This is a genomic window from Mycobacterium sp. (genome assembly GCF_052144515.1).
GTDB lineage: Bacteria > Actinomycetota > Actinomycetes > Mycobacteriales > Mycobacteriaceae > Mycobacterium.
In genome coordinates, this window is sequence record NZ_JBKQQD010000180.1 from 1 (window position 1) to 4747 (window position 4747).

General features: G+C 64.1%; 6 protein-coding genes and 1 pseudogene. 4 read left to right on the plus strand and 3 right to left on the minus strand.

Going from position 1 to position 4747, the window contains the following annotated elements; genetic code table 11:
- Positions 1 to 219, plus strand: a 219-nt coding sequence (locus tag ACLP9N_RS12240; RefSeq protein WP_442407656.1) for a hypothetical protein, incomplete at its 5' end; no start/stop codon positions are given.
- Here the strand turns inward: ACLP9N_RS12240 and ACLP9N_RS12245 are convergent.
- Positions 168 to 1463, minus strand: a complete 1296-nt coding sequence (locus ACLP9N_RS12245) for a cytochrome P450 (protein ID WP_442407657.1) — start codon at positions 1461 to 1463, stop codon at positions 168 to 170. The two genes, ACLP9N_RS12240 and ACLP9N_RS12245, sit on opposite strands and share 52 nt — an antisense overlap.
- A gap of 211 nt (positions 1464 to 1674) precedes the next feature.
- Between ACLP9N_RS12245 and ACLP9N_RS12250 the strand changes: the two genes are divergently transcribed.
- Entirely contained in the window at positions 1675 to 2376 is a 702-nt protein-coding gene (locus tag ACLP9N_RS12250; RefSeq protein WP_442407658.1) for a TetR/AcrR family transcriptional regulator, read from the plus strand.
- Here ACLP9N_RS12250 and ACLP9N_RS12255 read toward each other — a convergent pair.
- Positions 2292 to 2654, minus strand: a complete 363-nt coding sequence (locus tag ACLP9N_RS12255) for a hypothetical protein (protein WP_442407661.1) — start codon at positions 2652 to 2654, stop codon at positions 2292 to 2294. The two genes, ACLP9N_RS12250 and ACLP9N_RS12255, sit on opposite strands and share 85 nt — an antisense overlap.
- Positions 2655 to 2710: 56 nt before the next feature.
- On the minus strand, positions 2711 to 3466 hold the full coding sequence (locus tag ACLP9N_RS12260) for an enoyl-CoA hydratase/isomerase family protein (protein ID WP_442407659.1): 756 nt from the start codon (positions 3464 to 3466) through the stop codon (positions 2711 to 2713).
- Between the two features lie 110 nt (positions 3467 to 3576).
- Here ACLP9N_RS12260 and ACLP9N_RS12265 point away from each other — a divergent pair, with 110 nt between their 5' ends.
- Together ACLP9N_RS12265 and ACLP9N_RS12270 are read left to right on the plus strand one after the other, a co-directional pair.
- A complete protein-coding gene (locus ACLP9N_RS12265) occupies positions 3577 to 3990 on the plus strand; it encodes a lipoprotein LpqH (protein WP_442407660.1) in 414 nt (137 codons plus the stop codon).
- Between the two features lie 85 nt (positions 3991 to 4075).
- Positions 4076 to 4747 (plus strand): annotated as a pseudogene (locus ACLP9N_RS12270) (amidohydrolase family protein); the annotation flags it as partial.

The following is a 4747-nucleotide window of genomic DNA, read 5'->3' on the forward strand; positions in this document are numbered from 1 at the left end:
CCTTCACACCTGATGCCGACAAAACTCATGAACGCCAACCCCAAGGGCGGCAAACACCGTAAGAGCCAGACACCAGATGATCAGGATCCAACCACCGCAGGACGCGGCAACCTCACACTGACACTGAAAGAACCGTACCCGAGCGGCTTTGTCGGGAATTGGAATTTCTACCCGACGGGCGCGACTGAATCGGCAGTCGTGAAGCTGAGGTGCAGCTGACTGAGGCCGCGCAAAATGTACGTCGGTTCGTAGGTGTAGCGGCGTTCGGTCGCCGGCCCGTGATGTGCCTCGTTGATTTCGATGTGCGGCATCCGGTCCAGGATGCGCTCGATCGATACGCGGCCCTCCACGCGGGCGAGCGGCCCACCCGGGCAGGAGTGCACGCCGCGAGCGAAGGCCATGTGCTCGCGAACGTTTTTGCGGCGTAGGTCGAACTCGTGTGGGTTCTCGAACCGGCGTGGATCACGGTTGGCGGCACCGGGCAGCACCATCACCACGGTCCCGGGGGCGATGTCGACTCCACCGATCGTTGCGGCCTTGCGGGCCAAGCGGCAGTCGCTCTTGACCGGGCTGTCCATGCGCAGTGACTCCTCGATGAACCCGGGGATCAGGCTGCGGTCGTCACGCAACTGCTCCTGTATGTCGGGCCGGTCGCCGATCACCTGCAGCGCGGCGCTGAGCAGCTTGGCCGTGGTCTCCTGTCCGGCGGCGAAAAGGAAGGTGGCCGAACGGGAAATCTCGATGACCTCGGGTGTGGAGCCGTCCGGATACTTCGCCGTCGCGAGCGAGGTCAGCACGTCGTCGCGCGGGTCGCGGCGGCGATCCTCGATGTAGGAACAGAACTTCTCGTCGAGCCACTCCAGCGGATTGATGCCGACCGACTCGTGGTCGAGTGCTCCAACCCGCGCGCCGGGTCGGTCGGCTCCTAACACGCTGCGGAACTCCTTGTGGTCCTCCTCCGGGACACCGAGCAGATCGGCGATCACCAGGGTGGCAAACGGCTTGGAGTACTCGGCAATGAACTCACACTCACCATTGCTGAGGAACTCGTCGAGCTGGCGGTCGGCGAGGCTCCACATGAACTCCTCGTTGTGCTTCAGCCGGCTCGGCGTCAGCAGCCGGCTCAGCACCGACCGGGCACGGGTGTGGTCGGGTCGATCCATGGTGACCATGAGCTCGTTCATCGGGAACTGACTGCGGTACTGGTCGATCTGGGCGCTGATGTCGTCGCCCTCGGGAGTGAAGGGCAGCGGCGGGAACGGTCCGCCGAGCGCGACGATGTTCGAGAATGTCTCGGGGTCCTTGTAGACCTCGGTGGCCTCTTCGTAGCCGGTGACGGCGACGACACCGTAGTGCGGCAAGCGCAGCACCGGGTTCTGGCTGCGCAGGTAGTCGAAGTACGGATGAGGGTCGGGCACCAGGGACCCGTCGGTGAAGAAGTCGATCGAGTCGTAGTCGGTCATCTTCAGTGGCCCCTCCCAGAGCTGGATTCACCGGTGGTCTCTCAGCGGCAGACTGCAGCCACCCTTCCGGTATCAGAAAGTGCTGAGCATCTGCTTAGCATGGCGGTAATGTCGTGGTCAAGGTCACGCGCTGGCCAGGACTACGATCGGCTTGGATCGGCTTGGATCGGCATGGGTTGGCACGCAAGCGCAGAGAATACGGAGCAGGGGCATGACATCGCCGCGACGGATCGGGGCGCCCGAGGCGAAGAACCGCGGCTTGCTGCTCGACGCGGCCGAGCAATTGATGCTCGAAGAGGGCTACGCCGCGGTGACTTCCCGGCGCCTCGCCAGCAAGGCGGGGTTGAAACCGCAATTGGTGCACTACTACTTCCGCACCATGGAGGAGTTGTTCCTGGAGGTGTTCCGTCGGCGCGCCGACGACGGTCTTCAGGTGCAGGCGGCGGCGCTGAACTCGCCGCAGCCGTTGTGGGCCCTGTGGAGGTTCGGCACCGATCCCGCGTTCACCCGGATTTCGATGGAATTCATGGCGCTGGCGAATCACCGTAAGGAGTTGCGAACCGAAATCGCTTACTACGCAGAACGTTTCCGCGAGGAGCAACGCCAAGCGGTGACGGCTGCGCTGCAGCGCTACGGTGCGGACACCCAGGATATGCCGCCGGTGGTGTGGACGGTGCTGATGACCAGCTTGTCGCGTTTCCTGGTGCTCGAGCAGTCGATCGGCGTGTCTGGTGGTCACGCCGAAACGTGCGCGTTGGTCGAGAGCTACTTGCGCCGCCTTGAAGGCGAGCCACAGCCGATCGCGGGGGTTCCGTCGGCCTGGGTGGTTCACCAGGTCCGCAGCGAACAGAGCGCGCCTTTGTCGCCGACCTTGGACACCACTACTTTGCCGTCCACCGACAGGTCGCACTGAATACCGGGTGTCCCCGGTTCGCGTCCGGTGGTGACGGTGACCATCGCCCACTGATCGGGGTTGATCAGGTTCACGGGTTGAACCCACGGCTTACCGGGGGCGACATCGGCGTGGACCTGCGGGGTGAAGGTGTAGTTGTTGTGGCTGTAGTCGGAGAACAGCGTCGGGTCCTGATCCTGGTAGAAGATGTCGACGTAGGCCGGGTTTCTGGCCGAGACGATGTACACGACCTGATGCCAGACGGGGTCGGCGTGCGCAGCTCCGGTGGTCGTCAACAGGCCGGCCCCTGCGATGGATGTCGCTGCGCCTGCGGCCAACAGTTTGTGCACGGTGGTCATGTCGCTCCTCCGGATGCGGGCCGCGAATTGGCGGTGCGCTTCATCACGCGCTCTGCGGCCTGCCAATGGGCGTCGGCAACCCACAGACGTGCAAAAGATGCTATCGCCTCGTCCGGCGAAACTCCGCTGATTACTCGTTTTATCTCGGCCGCCGGGCGGCGAGCCAGCGACCTGGCCACCGATCGCCACCCGTCCTCGAAGGAGGAGCGGGGCAACACCACATCCACCAGGCCGATCCGCTCGGCCTCGGCGGCGTCGAGCGCGCGTCCACTGCCCGCCAGCAGCAGCGCCCTGCTCTTTCCAACGAGCGCGGCCAACCGCTCGGCGCCGCCCCAGGCCGGCATGATCTCCAGCGTCACTTGATTGAAGGCGATCTTGATGTCGTCGGCGGCCACCCGGATATCGGCGGCCACCGCGACTTCCGCGCCGCCACCGAACGCATGGCCGTTCAGCACCGCGATCACCGGAGCCGGGAAGCCTGCGAGCTGATCGCAGATGGACCGCATCCGTTTAGCCATCGCTGCGGCGTCCTCTTCGGTCCGCAGCGCGCTCAGTTCCTTGAGGTCACCGCCCGAGACGAAAGCGCGATCGCCGGCGCCCTTGATGACCAAGGCTTGGGCGCCCGCTGCCGCGTCTATCGCCTTTTCCAGCTGCGCCATGGTGTCGAGCGCGATGGCGTTGCGCGCGTGGGGGCGATCGATGGTGAGCACCGCCAGCCCTTCGGACTCTTGGTCGAACTCCAGGTCCACCACGCGCTATTGCTCCTTGGACGAAAACGCCGATATTGGCATTCTCATTCGGGGAGAATAGCATCATCGCAGCGGGGCCAGGAGTCCCAGCGTCCGAGGATCGAGGTGGCCAAATGCCCAACCGAATTGCGGCCGCGGCCGCCACGGCGCTGGCGATAGTTGTTCTCGGCGCCTGCGGTTCACAAACCGCGACTTCCAGTACCGCATCGGTCACCGTCAACGGAAACGACGCCAGGATTCACATCGTTAGGTGTTCGCAGTTGGAGTGGTACCGGACGATTGACGTCGGCGGCGACTTGGCGGGGGTTACCGCCGTTGTCGACGAACGCGCGCAGCCGGTTACCGCGATCTCGGTTCGCATCAAGAATGTGGGTGGCTTCACCGGCATGTACTCACAAGGCGGCAACGGCGACGCCAACATGAGCTTCAGCGGCGACAAATACACGATCAGCGGTACCGCCAACGGCTACAAGACTGACACGAATGAACCGGCTTCCGCCGCGTTCAAAATCAGTGCCACCTGTTGAGGTCTGCGGAAGCCACTGGGTGGGGGCACGTTGCGGCCCGCCGCGGAAGAGAATAGTATTCTCAAAAATTGCGAAGGAGGATTTCATGGGGCAATTGTCGCATCGGGTGGACGTCCCGTTCCCGCTCTTCGACGCGGATAATCATCTCTACGAGCCGCCGGAGGCGCTGACCAAGTTCCTGCCCAAGGAGTACAAGGACTACGTCCAGTACGTGCAGATCAACGGGCGCACCAAGATTGCGATCCGCGGCCAGATCAGCAACTACATTCCCAACCCGACCTTCGAGGTCGTCGCCCGGCCGGGTGCCTGGGAGGAGTACTTCAAGTACGGCAACCCGGACGGTAAGAGCAAGCGCGAGCTGTTCGGCGAGCCGATGCGCGCGATCCCGGCGTTCTTCGAGCCCGGCCCACGCCTGGAGCAGATGAACGAGCTAGGCCTGGACCGCACCCTGATGTTCCCGACGTTGGCCAGCCTGATCGAGGAACGGCTGCGCGACGATCCGGTCGCCATCCACGTCCTTATCCATGCGCTGAACCAGTGGCTCGATGAGGTTTGGGGCTTCAACTACCAGAATCGGATCTTCACCACCCCGGTCATCACCCTGCCGATCGTCGAGAGGGCGATCGAGGAGCTGGAGTGGGTGGTCAAGCGCGGTGCGCGTTGCATCCTGGTCCGCCCGGCTCCGGTCCCCGGCTTCCGCGGCCCCCGGTCGTTCGCGCTGCCCGAGTTCGACCCGTTCTGGGAGCGGGTCGTCGAG